At 67.4% G+C, this 20,756-nt stretch carries 17 protein-coding genes; 3 read left to right on the top strand and 14 right to left on the bottom strand.

Going from position 1 to position 20,756, the window contains the following annotated elements; translation table 11 throughout:
- Window positions 1-46: 46 nt before the first annotated feature.
- Together D2N39_RS05185 and D2N39_RS05180 are read left to right on the top strand one after the other, a co-directional pair.
- On the top strand, window positions 47-1,423 hold the full coding sequence (locus D2N39_RS05185) for a D-amino acid dehydrogenase (RefSeq protein WP_119133699.1): 1,377 nt from the start codon (window positions 47-49) through the stop codon (window positions 1,421-1,423).
- 91 nt (window positions 1,424-1,514) lie between these two features.
- Window positions 1,515-2,768, top strand: coding sequence for a DNA polymerase IV (locus D2N39_RS05180; RefSeq protein ID WP_119133964.1), 1,254 nt, complete (start codon window positions 1,515-1,517; stop codon window positions 2,766-2,768).
- A gap of 17 nt (window positions 2,769-2,785) precedes the next feature.
- Here D2N39_RS05180 and D2N39_RS05175 read toward each other — a convergent pair whose 3' ends face one another.
- Window positions 2,786-3,610 (bottom strand): LOG family protein, encoded by an 825-nt coding sequence (locus D2N39_RS05175; protein WP_119133698.1) that lies wholly within the window; start codon window positions 3,608-3,610, stop codon window positions 2,786-2,788.
- Window positions 3,611-3,728: 118 nt separating this feature from the next.
- Between D2N39_RS05175 and dapD the strand changes: the two genes are divergently transcribed.
- Window positions 3,729-4,556: a 2,3,4,5-tetrahydropyridine-2,6-dicarboxylate N-succinyltransferase gene (gene dapD, locus D2N39_RS05170; RefSeq protein WP_119133697.1), complete on the top strand. Its 828-nt coding sequence runs from the start codon at window positions 3,729-3,731 to the stop codon at window positions 4,554-4,556.
- A 52-nt stretch (window positions 4,557-4,608) separates the two neighbouring features.
- Here the strand turns inward: dapD and D2N39_RS05165 are convergent, their stop codons facing one another.
- The 13 genes from D2N39_RS05165 to D2N39_RS05105 form a co-directional block, all read right to left on the bottom strand.
- On the bottom strand, window positions 4,609-6,285 hold the full coding sequence (locus D2N39_RS05165; RefSeq protein WP_119133696.1) for a hydantoinase B/oxoprolinase family protein: 1,677 nt from the start codon (window positions 6,283-6,285) through the stop codon (window positions 4,609-4,611).
- Window positions 6,282-8,309, bottom strand: coding sequence for a hydantoinase/oxoprolinase family protein (locus tag D2N39_RS05160; RefSeq protein WP_119133695.1), 2,028 nt, complete (start codon window positions 8,307-8,309; stop codon window positions 6,282-6,284). Before D2N39_RS05160 ends, D2N39_RS05165 begins: the two co-directional genes overlap by 4 nt.
- Complete coding sequence (locus D2N39_RS05155) at window positions 8,310-9,005, bottom strand: ABC transporter ATP-binding protein (RefSeq protein ID WP_119133694.1); 696 nt, start codon at window positions 9,003-9,005, stop codon at window positions 8,310-8,312.
- Complete coding sequence (locus D2N39_RS05150; protein ID WP_199725209.1) at window positions 8,992-9,705, bottom strand: ABC transporter ATP-binding protein; 714 nt, start codon at window positions 9,703-9,705, stop codon at window positions 8,992-8,994. The genes D2N39_RS05155 and D2N39_RS05150 overlap by 14 nt, the downstream gene beginning before the upstream one ends.
- A complete protein-coding gene (locus D2N39_RS05145) occupies window positions 9,702-10,637 on the bottom strand; it encodes a branched-chain amino acid ABC transporter permease (protein ID WP_119133692.1) in 936 nt (311 codons plus the stop codon). Before D2N39_RS05145 ends, D2N39_RS05150 begins: the two co-directional genes overlap by 4 nt.
- Window positions 10,634-11,509 carry a branched-chain amino acid ABC transporter permease gene (locus D2N39_RS05140; RefSeq protein WP_119133691.1) on the bottom strand — a complete coding sequence of 292 codons (876 nt, stop codon included), beginning with the start codon at window positions 11,507-11,509 and terminating at the stop codon, window positions 10,634-10,636. The genes D2N39_RS05145 and D2N39_RS05140 overlap by 4 nt, the downstream gene beginning before the upstream one ends.
- A gap of 41 nt (window positions 11,510-11,550) precedes the next feature.
- Complete coding sequence (locus tag D2N39_RS05135) at window positions 11,551-12,840, bottom strand: ABC transporter substrate-binding protein (protein ID WP_119133963.1); 1,290 nt, start codon at window positions 12,838-12,840, stop codon at window positions 11,551-11,553.
- Between the two features lie 86 nt (window positions 12,841-12,926).
- The gene (locus D2N39_RS05130; protein WP_119133690.1) at window positions 12,927-14,303 is read right to left on the bottom strand and encodes a hypothetical protein; all 1,377 of its coding nucleotides are present in this window, start codon (window positions 14,301-14,303) and stop codon (window positions 12,927-12,929) included.
- A complete protein-coding gene (locus tag D2N39_RS05125) occupies window positions 14,300-14,881 on the bottom strand; it encodes an amino acid synthesis family protein (protein WP_119133689.1) in 582 nt (193 codons plus the stop codon). Before D2N39_RS05125 ends, D2N39_RS05130 begins: the two co-directional genes overlap by 4 nt.
- The gene (locus D2N39_RS05120; protein WP_119133688.1) at window positions 14,874-15,713 is read right to left on the bottom strand and encodes a UPF0280 family protein; all 840 of its coding nucleotides are present in this window, start codon (window positions 15,711-15,713) and stop codon (window positions 14,874-14,876) included. The genes D2N39_RS05125 and D2N39_RS05120 overlap by 8 nt, the downstream gene beginning before the upstream one ends.
- Complete coding sequence (locus D2N39_RS05115) at window positions 15,710-17,149, bottom strand: 6-hydroxynicotinate reductase (protein WP_119133687.1); 1,440 nt, start codon at window positions 17,147-17,149, stop codon at window positions 15,710-15,712. Before D2N39_RS05115 ends, D2N39_RS05120 begins: the two co-directional genes overlap by 4 nt.
- Before the next feature lie 82 nt (window positions 17,150-17,231).
- A complete protein-coding gene (locus tag D2N39_RS05110) occupies window positions 17,232-19,886 on the bottom strand; it encodes a molybdopterin-dependent oxidoreductase (protein ID WP_119133686.1) in 2,655 nt (884 codons plus the stop codon).
- Window positions 19,883-20,713 (bottom strand): FAD binding domain-containing protein, encoded by an 831-nt coding sequence (locus D2N39_RS05105; RefSeq protein ID WP_119133962.1) that lies wholly within the window; start codon window positions 20,711-20,713, stop codon window positions 19,883-19,885. The genes D2N39_RS05110 and D2N39_RS05105 overlap by 4 nt, the downstream gene beginning before the upstream one ends.
- Window positions 20,714-20,756 lie beyond the last annotated feature (43 nt).

Genomic DNA, 20,756 nt, shown 5'->3' with positions numbered 1-20,756 from the left:
ATTCCGCCAGAGCGGGCATTGACGCAATACTTTCCCGAAGCCGGGCATTTCGCACCCGCAGAACGCCAGAAAATTCCATGACAAAAAGGTATCATTTGCACATGGCTTTCAACTGGCGGAGCGGCCCATGAAAATCGTCATCCTCGGCGCAGGTGTCATCGGTGTAACCTCGGCCTGGTATCTCAGCCGTCAGGGCCATCAGGTGACGGTGATCGACCGTCAGCCCGCCCCCGCGCTGGAAACCTCTTTCGCCAATGCGGGCGAGGTCAGCCCCGGCTATTCCGCCCCCTGGGCCGCGCCGGGCATCCCGCTGAAGGCGATGAAATGGATGTTCCAGAAGCATGCGCCGCTGGTCATCCAGCCGCGCCCCGATTTCGCCAAGCTGAGCTGGATGGCGAAAATGCTGATGAACTGCACCGCAGACGCCTACCATGTGAACAAGTCGCGCATGGTGCGGTTGGCGGAATATTCGCGCGATTGTCTGGGCGAGTTGCGCGCCGAAACCGGCATCGCCTATGACGAGCGCACGCAGGGCACGCTGCAACTGTTCCGCACGCAAAAGCAGGTGGAAGGCGCCGCGAAAGACATCGAGGTTCTGCGCGAGGATGGCGTGGCCTTCGAGGTGCTGGACCGCGCGGGCTGCGTCGCCGCCGAGCCGGGTCTGGCCGCCAGCGCTGACAAGATCGCGGGCGGGCTGCGCCTGCCGGGCGATGAAACCGGCGATTGCTTCAAGTTCACCAACCGTCTGGCCGATATGGCGGCCGCCGCCGGTGTCGAATTCCGCTGGGGGGTGTCGATCCAGCGCATCCATACCGAGATGGGCCGCGTCGCCTATGTGGAAACCTCGGAAGGCCGGGTGCATGCCGATAGCTTCGTGCTGGCCATGGGGTCTTATTCGCCCCTGCTGGCGGCGCCTCTGGGCATCGCGCTGCCGGTCTATCCGCTGAAGGGCTATTCGATCACCGTGCCGGTGGTCGATGAAAGCCGTGCGCCGGTTTCGACCGTGATGGATGAAACCTACAAGATCGCCATTACCCGGCTGGGCGACCGCATCCGCGTGGGCGGCATGGCCGAAATCGCGGGCTTCGACCTGAGCCTGAACCCCAAACGGCAAGCCACACTGACCCATTCGGTTGAAGACCTGTTCGGTGGCGCGGGCGATCAGTCGCAGGCCCAGTTCTGGACCGGGCTGCGTCCGATGACGCCCGATGGCACACCGATCGTCGGCCGCTCGCCGATCTCGAACCTTTTCCTCAACACCGGCCACGGCACGCTGGGCTGGACGATGTCCTGCGGCTCGGGCCGTCTGCTGGCCGACATCATCTCGGGCCGCGCGCCAGAGATTGAACACACCGATCTGGGCTATGCCCGGTATGAGCGCAAGCGCAGCGCGCGCCCGGCCTTCCGCCCGGTCCCCGCGTGACGCAAAAGTTTTCCTGAAAACTTTTGCAAATTCCTTGAGGAAGGAATTTGCACCCCACTGTCAGAGTCGCGCGGGTATGGTAAAAGGTGCCATGCCCGCGCTTTGCCGTTCCTGCCTGACCGCCTTCGACACCGGCAGCCGCTGCCCGGCCTGTCGCAGCCCGCGCGTGCTGTCACACCCCGAGCTTTGGGATCTGTCCATCGCCCATATGGATTGCGACGCTTTCTATGCCTCGGTCGAGAAACGCGACAATCCTGATCTGGCCGACAAGCCGGTCATCGTGGGCGGCGGCACGCGGGGTGTGGTTTCCACATGCTGCTATATCGCGCGGATTTCCGGTGTGCGTTCGGCCATGCCGATGTTTCAGGCGCTGAAGCTCTGCCCCTCTGCCGTGGTCATCAAGCCGCGCATACAGGTCTATGCCGAGGTGTCGCGCAAAATCCGCGCCATGATGGAGGATATGACCCCTGCCATCGAACCTCTGAGCCTTGATGAGGCTTTCCTCGACCTCACCGGCACCGCGCGTCTGCATGGCGCGCCGCCTGCGGTGATGCTGGCTCGCCTTGTGCGGCGGATGGAGACAGAGTTGGGCATCTCCGGCTCCATCGGCCTGTCGCATAACAAGTTTCTGGCCAAGATCGCTTCTGACCTCGACAAGCCGCGCGGGTTTTCGGTGATCGGTCAGGCCGAGACCGAAGCCTTTCTGACCCCGAAACCCGTCCGCATCATCTGGGGCGTCGGCACCGCCACCCAGACCGCGCTGGAAACGGCGGGCATCCGCACCATCGCTGACCTGCTGCGCTGGGATCAGGCGGATCTGGTGGCGCGTTTCGGCCATATGGGCGGGCGGCTCTGGCATCTGGCGCGCGGGCAGGACAGCCGCCGCGTCAGCCGGGACGAAAAGCTCAAGACCATCTCGAAAGAGACCACCTTCAACGAGGATACCGCCGATGCCGATCTGCTGGACGGGCATCTGTGGCGGCTGGCGGTGCAGGTGGCCGACCGGGCGAAGGCGAAGGGGTTGGCGGGCCGGACCGTGACGCTGAAGCTGAAACGTGCGGATTTCGTGCAGGTCAGCCGACGCCACGCCCTGCCCGCGCCGACGCAGATGGCTGACCGCATCTACCGCGAGGCGCGGGCGCTGTTCGATCAGGTGCCGAAGGGGGCCGCCTACCGGCTGATCGGCTGCGGCATCGCCGATCTGGTGCCGGGGCAGGAGGCTGACACCACTGCCGATCTCCTGGACCCGCAGGCCGCCACCCGGGCGAAGGCAGAGGCCGCGACCGATCAAATCCGCGCCCGCTTTGGCCGCGACGCCATTATCAAGGGCCGCGCCCTGCGCTAGGCATCAGGGGACAGTGATCAGGGGCAGGGTTCCTGCCAGCCGTCGATGATGGCCACCGCCTCTTCCGCGGTATCGACATAACGGAACAGGTCCAGATCCTCGGGACTGATGGTGCCGGCCTCGGCTAGGGCCTGCCAGTTGATAATCTTCTCCCAGAACCCGCGCCCGAACAGCAGGAAGGGCACGGGCCGCATTCGCCGGGTCTGGATCAGGGTCAGGCTTTCGAACATCTCGTCCAGCGTGCCAAAGCCGCCGGGGAAGATGCAGATCGCCTTGGCCCGCATCAGGAAATGCATCTTGCGGATGGCGAAGTAGTGGAAGTTGAACGACAGGTCGGGCGTCACATAGGCATTCGGTGCCTGTTCATGCGGCAGCACGATATTCAGCCCGATGGACTGGCCGCCCGCATCATCGGCGCCGCGGTTGCCGGCCTCCATCACCCCCGGCCCGCCTCCGGTCACGATTACATTCTCACGACCATAGCTTTGCAGGCTGCGCTCGGTCATCATCCGGGCAAAGCGCCGCGCCTCGTCGTAATATTTCGACAGTTCCGCCAGAACCGGGGTTTTCGCCGCTTCCTTGTGGTCAGGCGCCGGGATACGGGCGCCGCCAAACAGCACGATGGTGGATTCGATCCCGCGTTCGTCCAGCACCATCTGCGGCTTGAGCAACTCCAGTTGCAGCCGTACCGGCCGCAGCTCCTCGCGCATCAGAAAATCGGTGTCGGTGAAGGCCAGCCGATACGCCGGGGCACGGGTCTGCGGCGTATCGGGAATACGGTGGGTCGCCGCCACGTCCTGATGGCTGTCACGAAACGGGTGCTGGCGGGCGTCGTCGGTCATGCGGTCTTCCTTGGTTTTGGTCGCGGCACAGGCGGCACGGGTCGGGAACGGCGATTGCGCGGGCCGGGGCCTGCGTCTATAGGCTATGGCGCAATCGCCGGATAGGGAAGGGAGCGCCATGAGCAACGCCGCACTGGAAGCCGCTATCGAAACCGCATGGGAGGCGCGCGACGCCATCACCCCGGCAACCAGGGGCGAAGCCCGCGATGCTGTCGAGGCGACGCTGGAAGCTTTGGGCGCGGGCACCCTGCGCGTGGCGGAAAAGCGCGGCAATTCCGACTGGCATGTCAACCAATGGGCCAAAAAGGCCGTTCTTCTGGGCTTCCGCCTGAAGGATATGGAACTGCAATCCGGTGGCCCGCAGGCGGGCAACTGGTGGGACAAGGTAGACAGCAAGTTTTACGGCTGGGGCGAGGCTGAATTCAAGGCCGCCGGGTTCCGCGCCGTGCCGAACTGCATCGTCCGCAAATCCGCGCATATTGCCAAGGGCGTTGTGCTGATGCCCAGCTTCGTAAACCTTGGCGCCTTCGTGGACGAGGGCACCATGGTCGATACCTGGGCCACCGTGGGCTCCTGTGCGCAGATCGGCAAGAACGTCCACCTGTCGGGTGGCGTCGGCATCGGCGGCGTGCTGGAACCGATGCAAGCTGGCCCCACCATCATCGAGGACAATTGCTTCATCGGTGCCCGCTCCGAAGTCGTTGAGGGCTGCATCGTGCGCGAAGGCTCGGTCCTCGGCATGGGGGTGTTCATTGGCAAATCGACCAAGATCGTCGATCGGGAAACCGGCGAGGTGATGTATGGCGAGGTTCCGGCAGGGTCGGTCGTCGTGGCCGGGTCGATGCCGTCGAAGAACGGCATCAACCTTTACTGCGCGGTGATCGTGAAGAAGGTGGATGCGCAGACCCGCTCCAAGACCTCGATCAACGAGCTGCTGCGGGATTGATCCGCCAGCGCCGCGAAACAGGACGCGCGCCAAACGGCGCGCGTTTTTCGTTTCAGCGCCTAAACAGCCGCGCCACTTCTTCGGCGGTGTAACGGCCCAGCCGCAGATCCTCGGCCACCGCTTCGGGCGCGCGCGTTGCAGGATCGCCGTAGCCGCCGCCGCCGGGCGTGCGGACACGCACCCGGTCGCCGGGTTGCAGCGGCACGTCCTGTGCCTTGGACAGATGCGGCGGCACCCAGACCTCGGCGCCCCGGATCACCTCGACCCGGTTCACCCCGCCATCCTGCCCGCCCAGCACGCCTTGCGGGCCACTTCGCCCGTGGTCCATCACGAAGCTCGCCCGCGCGGTGCCACGCCGGAGTTCGATCTCGTAATCCAGCCCGAAGCCCCCCCGATACCGCCCCGCCCCGCCCGAACCTTCATGCAACGCATAGCGGCGGTAAAGCACCGGGAAGTTCTGTTCCATGATCTCGACCGGCGGCGCCTTGGAAATGCCGATGGTGGAACAGCCATTGGACAGTCCGTCATGGTCTGCATTGCCGCCATAACCGCCACCGGAAATCTGATACATCACATAGTCGCGACCCTTTTCCGGGTCATGCCCGCCAAGACCAAAATTGCCGCTGGTCCCGGCCGGTGCGGCGGTCACCCGGTCCGGCAACGCCTGCACCATGGCGGCAAACACCGCCTCGGCGATGCGCTGGCTGACCTCTGCCGCGCAGCCCGACACAGGGCGGGGGTAATGGGCGTCAAGGAAAGTGCCTTCAATGCCGCGCACTGTGAGCGGCTCAAAGGCCCCCGCACTGATCGGCACATCGGGAAAGATATGCCGCATCGCCAGATAGACCGACGACAGCGTGGTGGCACGGACCGAGTTCATCGGCCCCGCGCAGGGCGCCGACGAGCCGGTGAAATCGAAGACCAGCCCGTCTGCGGTTTTTGCCACCGAGAGCGCGATTTCCAGCGGCTCGTTCACCACCCCGTCGCTGTCCACCCAGGCTTTCGCGGTATAAACCCCGTCCGGCACCAGCGCGATATTCGCGCGCATCTGCCGCGCCGCCAGCGCCCGCATCTCGGCAATCGCCCCGGCCACGATATCATCGCCGTAACGGTCCATCAGCGCGCCAAGCCGTTCGGCCCCGACCAGCAGCGCTGCCGCCTGTGCCTTCACATCCCCGATGCGCTGGCCGGACACGCGGATGTTGGAACAGATGATCTGCCAGATCTCGCGGTCCATCTGCCCCCGCTTGAACAGCTTCACCGGCGGCAGGCGCAGCCCTTCTTGCTCCGCCGCCGTGGCCGAGGCGGAAAAGCCCCCCGGCACCGCGCCGCCCGTATCTGGCCAGTGGCCGGTGTTCGACAGCCAGCACCACAGCCGCCCCGCCCGATAGAAGGGCAGCGCAAAGCGCACATCCATCAGATGCGTGCCGCCAAGGTAGGGGTCGTTGACGATATAAATGTCGCCCGGTTCTGGGGCCGAGGTCTCGCCGCTGGCGATACGCCCGATCAGGTGGCGGGTGGAAAACTGCATCGTGCCCACGAAAACCGGCAACCCCCGCGCGCCTTGCGCGATCAGGCTGCCATCTTCCGCCGAATAGATACCATCGGAACGGTCATCCGCCTCGGCAATGACGGGCGAGAAGGCCGCGCGCGAGAAGGTCAGGTCCATCTCGTCGCAGACCTGTTGCAACCCCGCCTGAATGACGGCGAGTGTCACCGGGTCAATCATGCGCCGCCTCCGACTGTCAGGATCAGATTGCCCATCGCATCCGTCTCCATCCGGTCGCCGGGGGGCAGAAGCGTCGTCGTATCCATCTGTTCGATGATCGCAGGGCCCTCCAGCACCGCGTCGGCGGGCAACCATTCGCGGCGGTAGACCGGCACATCCTGCCAACCGCCGAACCAGACCTGCCGCCGCCCCGTCAGGGCGCCCGCCAGATCGCGCCGCCCCGCCGGGTCGATCAGGCGCGACAGATCCAGATCGGGGCGGCGGCCGATGACGCTGCAATTCAGGTTCACCAGATTGGCGCGAATCTCCGGCAGATCGACGCGGAACCGGGCGTGATAGGCCGCCTCGAACCGCGCCTGAAGATCGGCGCGCGTGGGGGCGCCATCGGGCAGCGGCACGCGCAGAAGGTGGGTCTGGCCGACGAATTGCATATCGGCGGAAAATTCGGCCTCCACCCCGATCAGCGCCACTTCCTCGGCCGCGATCAGCGCGCGGCCCTGTGCCTCTTGCCCGGCCCAGAGGGCATGGACGGCATCCATATCCACCGTATCCAGCGGGCGGTTCACCGTGCGCACGAAATCGTGGCGCAGATCGGCGACCGTGCAGCCCAGCGCATTGGTGATCCCCGGCCGCGCCGGGATCAGCACACGCGGAATGGCGAGTTCGCGCGCCAGCTCCGCCGCATGCAGCGGCCCTGCCCCGCCAAAGGCGAACAGCGCAAAATCGCGGGGGTCCGCCCCCATGGAGATCGACACCATGCGGATCGCCCCCGCCATATGGGTATTGGCGATGCGCAGCACCGCCTCGGCCGCGGCCTCGACCGACAGGCCCAGCGGGCGGGCGATCTGATCTTCCATCGCGGCGCGGGCGGCTTCTGCCGCCTGACCGAAGCGTTCGGTGGGCAAGCGGCCAAGGATCAGGTTCGCATCCGAAATCGTGACCTGCGTGCCGCCCCGGCCATAGCAGACCGGGCCGGGCATCGCGCCCGCGCTTTCCGGCCCGACCCGCAGCATCCCCGCCGCATTGACCCGCGCGATCGACCCGCCACCGGCGCCGACGGTGCGCACATCCACCATCGGCACATGGATCGGCATGGCATATTCCACCTCGATCTCGTTCGAGACCGGCGGGCGCGCGTCGCGGATCAGCGCCACATCGGTCGAGGTGCCTCCCATGTCATAGGTAATCAGGTTCGCCATCCCGGCGCGCTGCCCGGTGTAGCAGGCCGCCATCACTCCCGAAGCGGGGCCGGACATCACCGTCTTCACCGCCTCGCGCGCGACATGGGCGGCACTGACCATGCCACCATTGCCGTTCATCACCAGAAGGTCAGCACGGTAGCCCCTGCCCTTCAGTTCCGCCGCGAGGCGCGAGACGTAACGCTCCAGCAACGGTTGCACCGCCGCATTCACCGCCGCCGTCACGCCGCGTTCAAACTCCCGGCTTTCCGACAGCAGTTGATGCCCGGCGGTGATATAGGGCGTGGGCCAGAGGTCGCGCGCGATCTCCAGCGCGCGCAGTTCATGCGCGGGGTTGGCGTAACTGTGCAGGAAGTGGATGACCAGACTTTCGCAACCCGCCGCCACCAGCGCGGTAATGGCGTCGCGCAACGCAGCCTCGTCCAGCGGGGTGACCACGCGGCCCTCGGCATCCATACGCTCAGGCACTTCCAGCCGCAGGTCGCGCGGGATCACCGGCACGAAACGGCCGGTCATGCCATAGGGCTGCGGCCGGGTGCGGCGGCCCAGTTCCAGCACATCGCGGAAGCCTTCCGTCGTCACAAGCCCGGTGCGGCAAAGGTTGCGTTCCAGCACCGCGTTGGTGGTGGTCGTGGTGCCATGCACCACAAGCGCCACCTGCGCCAGATCGGCCCCGGCGGCCTCAAAGGCCGCCATCACCCCATGCGCCTGATTGTCCAGCGTCGTCGGCACCTTGGCCAGCCGCACCGCGCCCGAGCCGGGATCGAAGATCACCAGATCCGTGAACGTCCCCCCGACATCGACCCCTGCGACCAGCCCGGCCATCTACACCCCCACCCAGGTTGCGAATTGCGGTGATTGCGGCGTCAGCCCATGGGCCGGCAGCACCTCGGCCACCCGGCCCTGCGCCATGAAGGCCACGCTATCCGCGACCTCCAGCACCGCCTCCACCCGCTGTTCCACCAGCACCACGGCGACGCCGGTCGCCTTCAGCTTCAGCACCGTGTCGCGAATCAGCCGGATCATCGAGGGCTGCAACCCCTCGGTCGGTTCATCCAGCAGCAAGACCTTGGGTTCCAGACACAGCGCACGGGCCAGCGCGAGCATCTGCTGTTCGCCCCCCGACAGCGTGCGAGCCTGCTGGTCCAGCCGTTCACGCAGCCGGGGAAACAGGTCCAGCACATGCTCGCGCACCGCGCGGCCCTTGCGGCGGGTCATCAGCCCGATCTCGATATTCTCGGCCACGGTCAGCGGCCCGAACAGCCGCCGCCCCTGCGGCACCAGCGCCACCCCATGACGGGGCACCTCATGCGCGGGCAGGCCATGCAGCGCCTCGCCATCCAGATGAATCGTGCCCGAGGACGCCCGCAACTGGCCCATGATCGCCCGCATCAGCGTAGTCTTGCCCGCGCCATTGCGGCCCATGACGCAGGTCACCTTGCCGGGCGCTGCATGCAGGCCCACACCATGCAGCACCGGCGCGCCGCCATAGCCTGCGGTCAGCCCCTCAATCACCAGCATGGCTGCCCCCCAGATAGGCGTCCTGCACAGCCCGGTTCGCGCGGATTTCGGCCGGCAGGCCCGAGGCCAGCACGCGCCCCTGATCCAGCACCGTGATCCGTTCGGCCAGCGCCATGACCACATCCATGTTGTGTTCGATCAGCAGCACAGTCGTTGCGGGCACCAGCCCGCGCACCAGCGCCATGAACCCCTCGATCTCGCCCGCCGCAAAGCCCTGCGTCGGCTCGTCAAGGATCAGAAGCCGGGGATGCAGCGCAAGGCCCATGCCGATCTCCAACAACCGCTGATGCCCGTAGCTGAGCGTTCCGGCAATCTGCGGCAACAGAGCCTCCAGCCCCACCCGCGCCGCCGCCTCGGTCACCGCGCCGGACAGATCGCGCGGATGGCCACGCTGCACCGCCAGCGCGAGGTTGTCGAAAACCGAAAGCCCGGCATAGATCGCGGTGATCTGGAAGGTATAGCCGATACCGCGCCGCACCCGTTCATGCGCGGGCAGGCGGGTGATGTCGGCGCCGTCAAAGCGGATGGTCCCGGCATCGGGCACCTGCCGCCCCGACAGCAGGCTGACCAGCGTGGTCTTACCCGCGCCATTCGGCCCGATCAGCGCATGAATCTCGCCCGCGTTCAGCGCCAGATCGACGCCATCCACCGCCTTCAACCCGCCAAAATGCCGCTTCAGACCCTCGGCCTGCAAGATCATGGAAGCCATGACGCCAGCCCCCTTTCCCGCAAGCTGCCCAGAATGCCCTTCGGCGCGAACAGCACCAGCACCAGCAGCGCGCCGCCGGTGACCGCCAGTTGCACCGTGGTATGGCTGGAGGCCAAGTCGATCAGATAGAACATCAGAACGGCGCCCAGAAGCGGCCCCAAGGTCACCCCTGCCCCGCCCAAGAGGACGTAAAGCAGGGGCAGGATGGAATAGGGGATGGTGGCGAAGGTGGCACCGACATAGCCGAACATCACCCCGTAGAACGCCCCCGCCGCCCCGGCATAAAGGCCGGACAGCGCCATCAACCCCAGCTTCACCGCGAAGGGGTTGTAGCCCAGCATGCGGCTGCGTTCCTCGTTCTCGCGCATGGCGACCATGACGCGGCCGAAGCGCGACCGCACCAGCGCCAGATTGCCCATCAGCGCGACCGCGAACAGGCCCAGCGCCACCAGATAGCGCGGCCCCTCTGCCGCAAGGTTCAGCCCGAAGGCGACCCGCCCGGCGGCGGGCACGGGGAAGCCCTCGTCCCCGCCGGTGACCGCACCGAAGTAAAGCAGCGTCAGATAGCCTGCCTGCGCGAACATCAGCGTGACGATCATCAGGCTGACCCCGGTGGTGCGCAGCGCCAGCAAGCCGGTCACGGCGGCCATGGCGGCGCCAGCCAAGGTGCCGATCAGCAAAGCAGGCGCGGCGGTCAGCCCGAAATGCTGGATCAACAGCCCCGCGCCGAACATGCCCGCCGACAGGAGCAACGCATGGCCAAGGCTCAGCAGCCCCGTGTAGCCGAAGGCAATGTTATACCCCATGGCAAAGACCGCCAGCACCATGATCCGCGCCAGATTGGCGTGGTGATAGGCCGGCAGCACGAAATGCAGCCCCAGCAGCAGGGCCAGAACCGCCAGATGCAGCGACAGCGCCCTCATGCCCGCGCCCCGAACAGGCCCTGCGGGCGGAACACCAACACCAGCGCCACCGCCAGCGTCGCCACGATCTTGGCCAGCGTTGGCGTGAAGAACATCGAGATGATGCCGTCCGACAGCCCGATCAGCAGCGCCGCGATCAGCGTGCCCCGGATGGACCCCAGCCCGCCGATGATCACAACGATGAAGCTCAGGAGCAGCGGGTCATGCCCCATCAGGTAATGGGCCTGCTGGATCGGCACGATCAGCACCGCCGCCACGGCGGCCAGCGCCGCGCCCAGCGCGAAGGTGCCCGCATAGACGCGATCGACGTTGATCCCGAAGGCGCGGGCGGTATTGCGGTCCACCTGCGTCGCGCGCATCACCAGCCCCGCGCGGCTGCGTGTCATGAACAGCCAGACCGCCAGCAGGACCAGCCCCGCCGCGACCACCACGAACAGCTTGTAGCCGGAATAGCCGAACCACGGGAATTGCAGCCGCAGGCTGAACGGTGCCTCCACCGCGCGGGCATCGGGGCCAAAGAAGCTCAGCGCGCCCTGTTGCAGGATGTAGGAAATCCCGATGGTCGCCACGATGGTCGCCTCCGGGTCGTAATTCAGGCGCTTGAGGATTGCGGTATCGGCCAGCGCCGCCACCGCCCCCACCACCAGCGGGCACAGGATCAGCGCCGCGACAAAGCCCAGCGGCGCCGAGGGCACCGCCTGCGCCACCACCCAGGCCAGCACGGCGCCCAGCATGAAGAACTCGCCATGCGCCACATTGACCACCCGCATGACGCCGAAAGTGAGGCTCAGCCCTACGGCGGTCAGCGCCAGCACGGCGGCCATCACCATGCCTTCAAGCGAGGCGAGCAGAAGAAACGGTCCTGTTCCCATATGTCAGCGGCGGGGACGCGAAGGCCCCCGCCTGTCCCCTTTCAGAAGCTTTGCGCGGTGTAATCCACCGCATCGGGATACATGCCGTCGTCGATCGAGGTCGCATGCACCCGCATCAGCTTGCCGCCCTCGACCTTCGAGATGAACTGCTGGCCGAACACCTGATGGGTCTTGCCGTTGAAGGTCTTGGCGCCCTGCACATGCTCCAGCCCGGCGTCGAAAGCCGTCATCGCTTCGATGGCCTCGACGAATTTCTGCCGGTCCGCGGTGGATTGATAGCCCGAGGCCTCCATCCCCTTCTTGATGACGAACAGCGTCTCCCAGCAGGAAAACATATGCGCATAGGTCGCCACGTCCCGCGCACCGCTGACCGAGGCGCCGTTGTCATCCACGCCCACAGCGGCGCGATAGGTGCTTTCCCATTCCGGCGCATCCGCCTGTTTCACCCGGCAATGGCCTTCCCAGAAATGCGTGCCCTCAAGGAATTCCAGCCCGGGTGCTGCGGTATCCACCGCCTCCAGACTGTCGATGAAGCCAAAAATCTGCGGGCGCGCGCCGCTGCCGTAGAACTCGCCCAACTCCTTCACGAAGGTCAGGACGGCGGGGCCAACCATGACATGATACAGCACTTCGGTTTCCGCCGGAATCTGCGGCAGATAGCGGGTGAAGCTGGTCTCGGTCGGCGGAATGGCGATCTGGGCGATCACCTCGCCGCCCTGCGCCTTCACCGCCTCGGTAAAGAAATCGCGGTGATCATGGCCGAAAGCATAGTCAGGGAAGACCATGGTCACCTTCTTGCCGAGGTTTTGCATGACCCAGGGCGCCATGGAACTGACCTGCGCGCGCACATCGGTGATGCCCGGTTGCAGCGTCCAGCGGTTCAGCATGCCGCTGGCAACGTGATAGCCTTCAGAGCAAACCAGATAGGGCACCTTCAACTCGCCCGCGCGGGGGGCAGAGCCGATGACGACATGGCTGAACAGCGGCCCGAAAATCAGGTCGCACCCGGCCTGCGTGGTCAGCTTTTCCACCACCTCGGCGCCGCGCTTGGGGTCGGTGCCGTCATCCTCGAACACGATTTCGACCGGGCGACCATTGATGCCGCCCTGATCGTTCAGGAGCTTCAGCGCCGCTTGCGTCGTGCGTTCATACCAGCGGCCGTAGGCGGCGCCGATGCCGGTGCGGTGCAACTGGAACCCCAGTTTGATCGGGGCCGAGGATTGCGCCTGCACGAAGCGCGGCGCCGCGCCCAGCATCAGCGCGCCCCCGGCGGCAAGGCCGCCCAGAACGCGGCGGCGGTTGGTCTTGAGGCCTGCGAGGTCGGTCGTCATCATCGTCTCCCCTGTTGGCCGGGCGTTCCGCCCGTATGGTTTTGTATGTTTGCAAATAAAAACAGCATTATTTGCAATGACTTGTTTCACACCCCCCTGGGCGAGGACAAGAGCCAGAGCCCAAGAACCGTGTATCCCACCATCAGCGCGGTCATCGGCAGATGGGCGATGGCGCGGGTATCGCCCACCCGCGCCGACAGATGCAGTGCCAGCAGCAGCGCCAGAAGATGTGCACCAAGGATCAGGGCGAACTGGCTGTTCCAGATCGCCGTCATCGCCGCCTGATCGGTCAGGAAGCCGAAGCCCACGAAGAACGGCTCCAGCCCCAGCAGGGCATCACCCCGGAAGAACGGGTCGTTCATTGCCGCCAGCACATATTGGCCAGACGTCAGCAGCGTCACCAGATAATGCGCCGCGTGATAACCCGCCGCGATGGCAAGGAAGGCCAGCATGGCAGGCCCCGCACCGGCCCAGAACGGCCCGGTGTGTCGCCCCAGCCGCCGCCCCAGCGCCAGCACGCCCAGAATACTGCCCGCCGTCAGCGCCCAGACCGCCAGCAGGCCCAGCGTGTTGACCCCCTGCACAGCGGACCGGCCGGTGAATTCCAGCGGGTTCTCGCCAATCAGCGCCATCCAGAAGAAGGTCTCCATCAGCCCGTCGAAGGTCAGCCCTGCCAGCGCCAGCGTGACGAAGATCACGGTCGAGGGTGCCAGCGGCGGCAGGCGCAGGATTTGCGTGCCCGGCAGGCCCGCGTAAAGCCGGGCGCGGGGACCGTCGATCTCCAGCCAGAAGGGGGCGATGCGGGCGAGGAAACCTAGGTAGAGCGTCATGAACTCACCCTCTTGCACCCAATTTTCGCCCTCCAGCACGGCAAGGACGAACACCGCCAGCCAGTAGACCCCGATCACCTGCGCCAGCACCAGCGGATCGTCGGGCGAAAGTGAAACAAGCTGGAACCAGAGGAACCCCAGCAGCCCCGCTACGGCGGGCCAGTGGCCGAACCGCGCAAGGCCGATGCCGCGCTCGCGCCCGATCAGCCGGCGGGTCAGCCGCACCGGCCCGGTCCACGGGTTCAGCGCCCGCCACAGGTTACCGAAGATCAGCGAGGCCAGCGGCAGCGCCACCCAGATCCCGGTCCAGAATACCAGCGTCAGCAGGTTGTGCATCGGATCGCGTGTGCCGGTGAAGCCAAGAAACAGCAGCCCCAAGAGCGCCAGAAAGCTGAGGTAAGATGTCAGCGTTTCGGGCAGAAACACCGCGCGCTCCAGCAGCAGCCGGGCGCGGAAGGCGGGCAGCCGCCGCGCCGCGCCGCCCCACAGCGCGGTCAGCGCCACTACCCCGGCCGCCCCGGCCATGTAATGCCCGGTCGGCAGCGTCAGGATGATCGACGGCGGCAGCGCACAGGCCAGGGCCCCCGCCGGGGCGAGCGCAAGGCCAAGTGCAAGACCGCCGCGCCGGATCATCGCAGCCCGTCCTCCCCCTTCACTTGATGCACTTCCAGCCCGCCCATCCGGGCATGGATACGCGGCCCCTTGGCCATGACGAGGATAAAGGCGATCTCGTCCGGCTTTGGCGCATCGGGAACCGTGACCTCCATCGCGTCGAAATGACTGCGGACATAGGCCGCGTTGATATGACCGATGGGAATGTCGATGCTGGCACCCATCGGCCCCAGCTTCTTGGCCGAGGGCACGATGGCGCGGCTTTCGCCGAGCCGCTCGCGCATCGCATAGCCGCCCGGAACGTGCCAGAGCGCGCCATGCTCCAGCTCGCCCGCCGCGCCGACGATGGCGCCCTTGCCATAGGCGTCGATACCGTCCCGCCCCCCCAACGCCGAAATCAGCCGGTCGGTCATGGCAAGGCCCAGCGGCTTCAGGTCATCCATCGCGGCTTGCAGGTCGGGCACGAAGCGCCCGGCAAAGGGGTTCTTCACCACCGCGACCACGGCGCCGCGCAGGCGCGGCCCGTCGGGCGCGGGGCCGCCGTCATGGCGGATCTCTTCGGTCAGCGTCACGATCTTGCGGATGGGAAAATCAGCCAAGGCAGGGCTCCGGCATGGGGGCCAGCAGCGGCTGGCCGAGGGTTTGCAGGCAAGGGTGGAGGAAAAGCGCCGCCCCGGCAATCACTTCCGAATTGATCAGCCGTCGGGCGACGACCGCGCCGCGGGCCAGGGCGGTCTCTGCCTCATCCCTGGTCAATGGCGCCACGCCGATGGTCACTGGCAGATCGCCAAGGTCGCTGTCATGCTTCACCTGCCGCGCGGGCAGACGGGTAATGCCGGGATGGCCCGGCAGGTCCACCGCGTTGGCGATCATCGTCGCGGCGGCATCGGCGGCGGCGGCGCTGGCGGCCAGCACGGTGACGGCATCGGCAATGCCAAGCGACTGGCTGCGCCCGCGCCAGCCCGAGGTGGCGATGCCGCGCACCGGATCGGCATGCTGGATCGTCACGCGGGCCTCGCTGCCCGCGATGGCGGCGCTGTAGCGGGTGCCGGGCGTCAGATACAGCGCGATGTCGCCGCCGTTGTTCACATGGGCGCGGGTCAGGCCGGGACGCGGCATGACGTCCAGCACCGTCTCGGCCACCGCACCCGCAACGGCGGCCATCGGGGTGATGAAACCCGGCCGATGCGGCGCCACCGCCTGTGCCATCCGCCGCGCTGTGGCCCCGTGCAGGGGCAGCGACGCAGCGCTGCGCAGCGCGGGAAGCTCGGCGACGAGTTCCTCCAGCAGCGGCGCGAAGCGGGCGGTGGCAGCGGTGAAAGCGGCCTCTACCGCCTCTGACGTGCCATCGGCGCCAAGGATCAGGTCCATCGGGCCGTGGTGCAGATGCAGGCGGCCATCGGGCAGGCGGCGGGCTTCGGCGGCCATCATGCTTCCCCCCGTGGCAGGATGCGCGCGGCGGTCGGGTATTCGCCGCCCACGCGCAGGATGTCGGGCAGATCGCGGATCGCCTCGGCGTGGCCCCCCAGCGCAAGATAGGCGTCGCGCGGCAGGGTGAACTCCAGCGGAGCCACCAGCGCCGGGGTCGGCACATAGCCGAAAGCGCCGGGCGGCAGGCGCGTCACATCCACCATGAAGGTGATGCCGCCGCCGGGCCAGATGTAGCAGTCGGCGCCACCCGAGGTCAGCACGGTTTCCCCGGTCTGGACCGAACGCGTCAGCCGCACCGGATTGCGCGTGACCCCTGCCCGCAGGCTGCCCCCTGCCCCGCCCATGAACAGCACCGTGCAAAGCGAGGGTTCACAGTTTTCCGCGATCAGATCGACAGTGGCGCGCAGGGCTTCGGGCAGCGGGGCGGGTTGCGGGGTCAGGCTGTCGTCGAGGATGTAGAAGCCCCAATCCTCACCCGTGGTCGAAACCATCAACAGGCTCAGCCCCGGCCGCGCACCCTTCTTCGGCTCCCAGGACCCGAGGATTTCCAGCGGGTCGGTCAGCCGGGTGCCGCCCCAGCCAAGGCCGGGGTCGGAGACGCGGAAATAGCGGCCGGGGGTGGACCGATGCCCCTTTATGCGGATGCCGCTGGGCGGCCAGCCGATCACCTTGCCCGCCTGATGTTCCGACACCACGCCGGTGATATGGTCGTCCACCACCACCACCTCGTCCACCAGACCCTGCCATTGCGCCGCGAACATCCCGATGGTGGCAGAGCCACAGCCGACGCGCATCCGGTGCTCGGGCTTGCCATCCACAATCGGCGCGCGCCCCGCCTGCACGATAACGGTCGAGCCGCCGTCGATTGCCAACTCCACCGCCTCCCGGTTGCAGAGCGCGAGCAGGGTGGAACAGGTCAGCCGCCCTTCGGGTTTTGACCCGCCGGTGAGGTGATGCACCCCCCCCAGTGACAGCATCTGCGAGCCATATTCGGCCGTGGTGACATGCCCCACCGCCTCGCCCCCCGCGCGGACCGTGGCGCCCTCGGGGCCAAGGAAGCGGTCGGTGTCGATTTTCACCTTGACGCCGCAGTAGGAAAAGATCGCCTCTGTCACCACGGTCACCATGTCGGCGCCCTCGGGACGGGAGGCGACGATGAAGGGCGCGGGTTTGAAATCCGGGTAGGTGGTGCCTGCGCCTATGGCGGTGACGGTGGCGTCGGTCGGGGCCAACGTGCCCTCCCAGCCGGCACCTGCGAAGGGAATGACCGGGGTGCCCGATGCCAGAGCCTGCGACAGCATCACCAGGGGATCGGTGCGGACGATGCGACCCGCATCATTGGCATAGCGGTCGCAGGCGCCGGTCTGACCGTGGGCGATGTAGCACATCACCGGACAGGCATCGCAGCGGATCTTTTCGGAAGGCGCACTGGTCATGGCGTGGCCCCGGATGGCGAGGTTGGTGGGGGCTGTCGGCCCCCACACCCCCGAGGATACTTAAGCCAAGATAAAAGCAGCCTCATGCCCTACCCCCCGAAATCGCCGCGCGAAGCCGATGCGGCAGAACCGGCACGCGGGTCAGCGCGATGCCGGTCGCGTGCCGGATCGCATTGAGGATTGCGGGCGCTGTCGGGATCAGCGTGTGTTCGCCAAGGCCCTTGGCGCCGAAGGGGCCTTCCGGGTCCGGCACCTCGATCAGTAGGCTTTCAATGGGCGGCACGTCCGAGGTGGTGGGGATCAGGTAATCATGCAGGTTCTCGGTCCGGCCGGGCAGGTATTCCTCCATCAGCGCAAGGCCGATACCCTGCGCGATACCGCCCTCGATCTGGCCCCTTGCCAGCAGCGGGTTGATGGCGCGGCCAAGGTCATGCGCGGCGGTGATTTTCAGCAGCCGCACGGTGCCCAGCGCAGCATCGACCTCAAGCTCCACCATCTGCGCGCCGAAGCCATAGACGGCATAGGGGATGCCCTGCCCGTTTTCGTCCAGGGCCGCAGTGGGCGGGTCATAGCTTTCCTCGGCCATCAGCACATAGCCAAAGGGGCCCTCGGGCAGCGCGGACAGGTCGAGCCGCGCGGTCCGGCCGTTTTCGGTGCCTGTCAGCGTGGCGCCTTCCAGCGTCAGCCGCGCGCCCTGACCGAGGTTCAGCCGCCGCAGGATCTCGGCCCGCAGCGCCGCCCCGGACGCCTGCGCGGCACGCCCCGAGACGAAGGTCTGCCGGCTGGCCGAGGTCTTGCCCGCGTCCGGCGTCAGTGCGGTATCGGGGCCGATCAGGCGAAAGGCGGCAAGCGGCAGGCCCAGCGCCTCGGCCGCGATCTGCGGGATGACGGTGTTGGACCCCTGCCCGATGTCTGTCGCGCCCTGATGCAGCACCGGGACGCCCGCACTGGTCAGGCCCAGCCGCATGGTCGACGGATTGGGCAGCGAGGTATTGCCGCAGCCATACCAGCAGGTCGCCAGCCCCACCCCGCGCCCCGGCGCCTGCGCCTCGACCAAGGCGCGCTGCCAATGCGGGCGCAGCGCGATCAGGCATTCATGTATGCCCGGTGCGGCGAGGTGCTGGCCGGTGGCGGTTTCGTCGCCCGCGCGCAGGGCGTTGCGCAGCCGGAACTCCAGCGCGTCGATGCCTGCCGTTTCGGCCAGCCGGTCCATCAGCGTTTCCGACAGCAGCATCGCCTGCGGCACACCGAAGCCCCGGAACGCGCCGGAAACCGGGCCATGCGTATGCACCGCCCGCGCTTCGGCCGCATAGGCGGGCATCCGGTAGGGGCCGGAGGCATGAACCGGCACGCGGTTGGCCACCGTCGGGCCCCAGCTTGCATAGGCGCCGGTGTCGAAACTGCCGTCAAAGGTCATGCCCGTCAGCCGCCCTTCGGCATCGCAGCCCAGCGCCGCGCGCATCCGCCCCGGATGGCGCTTGGTGGTGGAAGTCATGCTTTCGCTGCGGCTGTAGGTCATCCGCACCGGCCGCCCGGTGCGCAGCGCGACAAGCCCGATCAGCGGTTGCAGGCTGACATCCAGTTTCGAGCCGAACCCGCCCCCCACCGCCGAGGGCAGGATACGCAGCCGCTCCGGCGATAGGCCCAGCACGGCGGCGGTATCGTCGCGGTCCATCACAGGCGCCTGGGTGCAGGCCCGGATGCAAAGCGTGTCACCTTCCATCCAGGCGGCACCCGCCTCGGGCTCGATATAGGCATGTTCGACGAAAGCGGTCTGCATCTCGCCCTCGACCACGAAGGCCGAATCCGCCAGCGCGGCAGCGGCATCGCCGCGCCGGACCCGACCTGCGATCAGCAGATTGCCGGGACGGGAAGGATGGACAAGCGGCGCATCCGGCGCCACGGCCTTTGCCATCGTCACCGGCGGCAAAGGCTGCCAGTTGACCGGGAAGCTGGAAAGGTCTGGTTCCGCCCCATCCTCGAAGGCCACCAACGCGACCGCCTCGCCCCGGAAGCGGGCCGTGCCCTCGGCCAGCGCGGGTTGGTCTGCGAAGGCCGGGATGACGCCAAAGGCATTGCGACCGGGGATGTCGGCAGCCGTGAACACCTGTGCCTGCTGCGCCGCGGCCCAGGCTGCCAGATCACCGAAGGTGAAGCGCGCATGCGGATGAGGCGACCGGATCGCCCGCGCCACCAGCCCGCCCTTCTGCCAGACATCGGCGCCGAACAGATCGCCCGCCACCTTGGCGGCACCATCCAGCCGGGGAATGGCCTGCCCCACCCGCCCCTCGGGCGCGGCAGGCGGCGGCGCGGTATCGCAGACTGCTGTGATAATGGCCTGATAGCCGGTGCAGCGACACAGAACACCGCCCAAGGCGGCCTCGGCATCGGCGCGCGAGGGCGTGGAGTTGCGGCGCAGCAGCGCCAGCGCCGTCATCAGCATGCCGGGGGTGCATATGCCGCACTGTGCCGCACCATGACGCAGGAAGCTGGCGCGAAGCGCGGTCAGCAGCGGATCGTCGGCCTCGATGGTGGTAACATCGCGGCCTTTGGCGCGGGCGGTGGGCGTGAGGCAGGCGCAGACCGGCGCACCATCCATGAGCACGGTGCAGGCGCCGCAATCACCGGCATCGCAGCCGACCTTGGTGCCGGTCAGCCCCGCCTCCTCCCGCAGCGCATCCGACAGGCGTCGGGTGGTGCCGCTTAGGGAGACAGGCTTGCCGTTAACGCAGATCATGCCGAGGCCTCCATCGTGCGGCGGGTCAGTTCTGCCGCCGCCTCCAGCCGATAGGCGGCGCTGCCGCGCACGTCGTCGATTGGGGCAAGGTCAGCGGCCAGCAGATCGGGCGTGATGCGCGCCAGTGCCTCGGCCAGAGGTAGACCCCGGCAGGCCGTTTCCGCCGCTGCCAGACGGCGCGCGGTCGGCGCACAGGCCCCGGCGGAGAGTGCAAGCTCGGCAATCACTCCGCCCTCCAGCCGCAGCCGCGCCGCCACCATGGCGATGGAGATCACCAGATGCGCCCGCGCGCCCAGCTTCTGGAAGGCCGACCGCCCCGTCAGCGCCTTGCGTGGCAGATGCACGGCCAGCAGCAGTTCATCCACCGCAAGCGCCGTTTGCCGCACCCCGGTCAGAAATTCGGCCAGCGGCAGGCGGCGCGGACCACGGGGCGAGGCAAGCTCCAGCTCTGCCTCCAGCACAAGCAGCGGCGGCGCACCATCGGCGGCGGGCGAGGCATTGCAGAGATTGCCGCCGATGGTGCCCGCATTCTGGATCTGCCAGCCCCCCACCTGCCGCGACGCGTGTTGCAGGGCCGCACAGGCCGGCGGCAGATCGGCCGCAGCCAGTGCGGACCATGTGGCCCCCGCGCCGATACGCAGCCCCTCGGGGGTTTCGGTGATCGCGGTCATCCCCGGCAGCGCGGTCAGGTCCAGTGCGGCGAAGTCCAGCGCGCGGCGCGGCGTGGCGGGGTAAAGATCCGTTCCGCCCGCCAGCACACGCCAGCCCCCCGCCGCCAGCAGGCCAAGCGCATGATCAAGCGTTTCAGGGCGCGCGTAATCGGTCACAAACGGCCTCGCGGGTTGCGGGACGGGGCGGGAAAGGCAGGCA

Origin of the sequence: Gemmobacter lutimaris, from assembly GCF_003570715.1 — a bacterium.
Classification (GTDB): domain Bacteria; phylum Pseudomonadota; class Alphaproteobacteria; order Rhodobacterales; family Rhodobacteraceae; genus Gemmobacter; species Gemmobacter lutimaris.
This window is presented reverse-complemented; position numbering and strand designations above follow the sequence as displayed.

Bases quoted from the DNA above. Each gene is read 5' to 3' on its own strand.
- D2N39_RS05180 (WP_119133964.1), top strand. From the start codon at position 1,515: ATGCCCGCGCTTTGCCGTTCCTGCCTGACCGCCTTCGACACCGGCAGC.
- D2N39_RS05175 (WP_119133698.1), bottom strand. From the start codon at position 3,610: ATGACCGACGACGCCCGCCAGCACCCGTTTCGTGACAGCCATCAGGAC.
- dapD (WP_119133697.1), top strand. From the start codon at position 3,729: ATGAGCAACGCCGCACTGGAAGCCGCTATCGAAACCGCATGGGAGGCG.
- D2N39_RS05165 (WP_119133696.1), bottom strand. From the start codon at position 6,285: ATGATTGACCCGGTGACACTCGCCGTCATTCAGGCGGGGTTGCAACAG.
- D2N39_RS05160 (WP_119133695.1), bottom strand. From the start codon at position 8,309: ATGGCCGGGCTGGTCGCAGGGGTCGATGTCGGGGGGACGTTCACGGAT.
- D2N39_RS05155 (WP_119133694.1), bottom strand. From the start codon at position 9,005: ATGCTGGTGATTGAGGGGCTGACCGCAGGCTATGGCGGCGCGCCGGTG.
- D2N39_RS05150 (WP_199725209.1), bottom strand. From the start codon at position 9,705: ATGATCTTGCAGGCCGAGGGTCTGAAGCGGCATTTTGGCGGGTTGAAG.
- D2N39_RS05145 (WP_119133692.1), bottom strand. From the start codon at position 10,637: ATGAGGGCGCTGTCGCTGCATCTGGCGGTTCTGGCCCTGCTGCTGGGG.
- D2N39_RS05140 (WP_119133691.1), bottom strand. From the start codon at position 11,509: ATGGGAACAGGACCGTTTCTTCTGCTCGCCTCGCTTGAAGGCATGGTG.
- D2N39_RS05135 (WP_119133963.1), bottom strand. From the start codon at position 12,840: ATGACGACCGACCTCGCAGGCCTCAAGACCAACCGCCGCCGCGTTCTG.
- D2N39_RS05130 (WP_119133690.1), bottom strand. From the start codon at position 14,303: ATGATCCGGCGCGGCGGTCTTGCACTTGGCCTTGCGCTCGCCCCGGCG.
- D2N39_RS05120 (WP_119133688.1), bottom strand. From the start codon at position 15,713: ATGATGGCCGCCGAAGCCCGCCGCCTGCCCGATGGCCGCCTGCATCTG.
- D2N39_RS05115 (WP_119133687.1), bottom strand. From the start codon at position 17,149: ATGACCAGTGCGCCTTCCGAAAAGATCCGCTGCGATGCCTGTCCGGTG.
- D2N39_RS05110 (WP_119133686.1), bottom strand. From the start codon at position 19,886: ATGATCTGCGTTAACGGCAAGCCTGTCTCCCTAAGCGGCACCACCCGA.